Consider the following 3585-nt stretch of genomic DNA (forward strand, 5'->3'; position numbering starts at 1 on the left):
TCGTTATCCTGCTCTGGACCATTCCCCGCCCTGTTTATAGAAAAATGAAACTTTATTCGGTCTATGGACTATTAATAGTCAAGAGAGCTTGTAGCCGGAATCATAACCCCACTAAGGAGGTGAGGGGCTGCGGAATGCAGCGGATAATATGAGAAAAGTAGTATTATTTTCCCTCGCAGTGCTTGTGGTGATGTCGATACTCCTGACATCCATCGCGTTCGCACAGGAAAGGGTCATCATCAGATCAGGTGGTGACAAAGAGAAAAAAGCCAGGGTCGTAGATGTCAAAGGCGCCTATATCGGTATCTACATGGACGACCTCAACAGGGACAGGAAAGAGGAATTCGACTATCCGAAATCCAGGGGCGTCTGGATCATGGATGTCATAGACGATAGCCCGGCAGACAAGGCGGGGCTGGAAGATAACGATATCATCTACATGTTTGCCGGAGAGAGGGTAAGCGGCGCCGCTGAACTGAGAAAGATCATAAAGGACAAAGATCCTGGTGATACGGTGGATGTGGTGTATTACCGTGATGGTGAGAAACGGGAGATCCGGCTTGAACTGGGAGAACATTCAAAACAATACTATACGATAAATATCACAGATGACGATGAATGGTCCGGGGATGACTTTGGTGACCGGTCAATCAATCTTGGCCGGATTGGCAAGCTCGAGGCGCTGGAAATGGCGTTTATGGGTGGAGACAGGCCGCTTCTCGGAGTGAAGGTCCATGAGATGAGCGCGGACCTTGCTGAATACTTCGATGTCGATGAGGGTGAAGGAGTGCTGATTCTTGATGTCATTGAAGATTCTGCGGCAGAAGAAGCCGGGATGAAGGCAGGAGATGTGATCCTCGCTGTCGGTGACGAAGAGATCGATGATCCCCAGGCCCTGATCGAATCGCTTGGCGATTGTGATGAGGATGAAGAGACTGTCGATATCACCGTGATAAGAAAAGGGAAAAAGAAGACTTTCACACTGGATATCGATGATCTTTCGAAAGACGAACATTCTATGATCTGGGTATCTCCTTCCGGTGAAGAGCAGAATTTTAAACATTTCAAGATGAATATTCCCAAGATCAACAAGCGTTCATTGGAATTCTTCGAGGATGGGAACAAGCTCGGTGATCTGAGGCTCGACAAACTCAAAAAAGAGATCGAGACCCTGGAGAAGAGATTGAAGAAACTGGAAAAAGAGTTGGATTGACGTATTAGCGTTCAGGAGCCCTCAGACGCCACCCTGCGGGGTTCCGATAATCTGGATCCAATTAGGAAAACGCCTGGCCTGATGAAAGGTCGGGCGTTTTTTTTGCCGTCGAGGGAGGGATGTTGACGATTTTTTCGATCTGGACTTCGAAAACGGGCAGATGAGAGTTAAATCCTTTGACAGTATGGAAAAAGTAGTCTATTTTTAGGTTTGTTCCAATTCTGCCGGAGGTTTGTCTTTCGGCCATGGTCTATTATTATCCGGGACAAGGAGTGTTATCATGGATGAGAATATCCAGAATACTGACGCCGCTGCTATCGAAGAAGAAATAAAAGGCGGGTTTTTCGCTTCGCTAATCGACATCTTCCTGGATCCATCGAAAGTGTTTAAGAGGATAGGTACCGGGCTGCAATGGTGGAAAGCGTTCATAGTCCTCGCGGTGGCCAATGCCGCTATCACATGGTATTCCCTTCCGGTTCAGAGGCATCTGACAAGTCTCAATGTCAGGGGGCTTTCCGAGGAACAGCTCGATGCGACACTCCATCAGATGGAAAGTTTTGGATGGCTCGGTGTGGTCGGCGCGCCGGTGGGCCTGCTCGTCGTATTTGTGATAATTGCAGGTCTTGTGAACCTGATCGTGAACCTTACCAGCGCGAAATCAAATTTCAAGAAGACTCTCAGCCTTGTGTGCTTCACGGGAATCATCGGTGTCCTTGAGCAGATAATCAGCACTATTATAATCCACGCCAGAGGTATCGATACGATTGAAGCTGTATCAGACTCTGTCGTCAGGCTTGGCCCCGCAGCCATTCTTCCTGAAGCTACGGGCCTGCTGGCTGCTACGCTGCAGGGACTATCGGTATTCCAGATATGGTACTATGTAGTATTCACGCTGGGGATCGCTGCGATCTTCAGGATCGATATAAAGAAAGCGCTGATTCCCGCAATCGTGATGTTTGTGATCAGTGTGCTTCTTATTATGGTCAGCCAGAGTGTCACTGGCATGAGCTGATGCATCGCCGGATCATCGGCGTAAGGACTTTTTTGTTGGAGGAGCCGGAGATAAGAGACGGCAGGAATTGAAAGAAAGATTTATTTGATGAGTTGACAGGAGGTCGAGTTGAAGAAGTTTGAGACAGGCAACATTAGAAATATCATAATGGTAGGGCATCAGTCCTGCGGAAAGACGATGCTTGGAGAAGTCGTTCTTTTCAATGCAGGTGTAATAAACAGAATCGGGAAGATAGAGGACGGGAACACGGTCCTCGATTCCGCTCCCGATGAGATCGAACGCCAGATCTCGATAAACGCGAGCCTTGCCTCGTTTGAACATGGCAATTACAAGATCAATCTGCTGGACACTCCAGGATACGAAGATTTTGTTGGCGAGGTTGCGGCATCTCTCGAGGTCGTGGAAGGCGGGATAGTCGTAATCAGCGCTGATTCGGGTGTCGAGGTCGGTACCGAAAGAGTATGGAAATTCCTGGAAAACAGAGGTATTCCAAGGGTCGTCTGCATTAACAGGATGGACAAGGAACACGCGGACTATGATAAATGTCTTGCCGATGCACAGAAAACGCTGGGCGCCAAGGTGATGCCGCTTGTCATTCCGATCGGACATGGTGAGTCGTTCACGGGGGTTGTAGATCTGCTGAACAAGAAAGCCTTCATCTACAGTGGTGGTGGCAAGTTTGCCGAGGAAGAGATTCCCGCGGATATGGTTGGGCAGGTTGATGAAGCTCGTCAGGCGCTTATGGATTTTGCCGCGGAAGCTGATGATTCGCTCCTCGAGAAATTCCTGGAAAGCGGTCAGCTTAACGATGAGGAACTCGCCAGGGGAATAGCGGCGGGATGCTCGGCAGGCACCCTGGCACCCCTCGTGGTGACCTCGGCTACGAGCAATATCGGCATTAAGCAGATGCTGGATATGGTCGTTTCTCTCATGCCTTCCCCGCTGTGGAAAGAGGAAGTAGCTATTCTTCTGGATTCGGGAGAGTCAAAGATGATCAAGGCCGGTTCTTCCGAACCTGTCCTGGGTTTTGTCTTCAAGTCTCTTTCCGAGAAGCATCTCGGAGACCTCTCCTTTATCAGGACTTTCTCAGGCGAAATATCGGGAGGGAACGAGCTTTATGACTCGAACGCGGAATCGAGTGAGAGGATAGGCCAGCTATACGTGCTGCAGGGGAAGGAAAGGCAGGAGATCGACTCGATTCCCACAGGCGATATCGGAGCTGCCGTAAAGCTCAAATCGTCCAAGGTCAACCACACTCTCAGCACCAAGGCGGAGAGGACGATATTGAAGGGGATAGATTTCCCCACACCGTCACTCCATACTGCCATCGAGACTGAGGCCAAGGGTGACATGGATAAGG

Annotated in this window: 3 protein-coding genes; all 3 read left to right on the plus strand. The window is 49.5% G+C overall.

Features of this window, described 5'->3' with window-relative positions; genetic code table 11:
- Nucleotides 1–148 precede the first annotated feature (148 nt).
- Nucleotides 149–1213: a PDZ domain-containing protein gene (locus KOO63_16180; protein ID MBU8923355.1), complete on the plus strand. Its 1065-nt coding sequence runs from the start codon at nt 149–151 to the stop codon at nt 1211–1213.
- Between the two features lie 280 nt (nt 1214–1493).
- Entirely contained in the window at nt 1494–2225 is a 732-nt protein-coding gene (locus KOO63_16185) for a YIP1 family protein (GenBank protein ID MBU8923356.1), read from the plus strand.
- A 108-nt stretch (nt 2226–2333) separates the two neighbouring features.
- On the plus strand, nt 2334–3585 hold a 1252-nt coding region (locus KOO63_16190), incomplete at its 3' end, for a GTP-binding protein (GenBank protein ID MBU8923357.1).

The organism is Candidatus Latescibacterota bacterium (genome assembly GCA_019038625.1).
Lineage (GTDB): Bacteria > Krumholzibacteriota > Krumholzibacteriia > Krumholzibacteriales > Krumholzibacteriaceae > JAGLYV01.

Coding starts and splice junctions, on each gene's coding strand:
- KOO63_16180 (MBU8923355.1), top strand. CDS start 149: ATGAGAAAAGTAGTATTATTTTCCCTCGCAGTGCTTGTGGTGATGTCG.
- KOO63_16185 (MBU8923356.1), top strand. CDS start 1,494: ATGGATGAGAATATCCAGAATACTGACGCCGCTGCTATCGAAGAAGAA.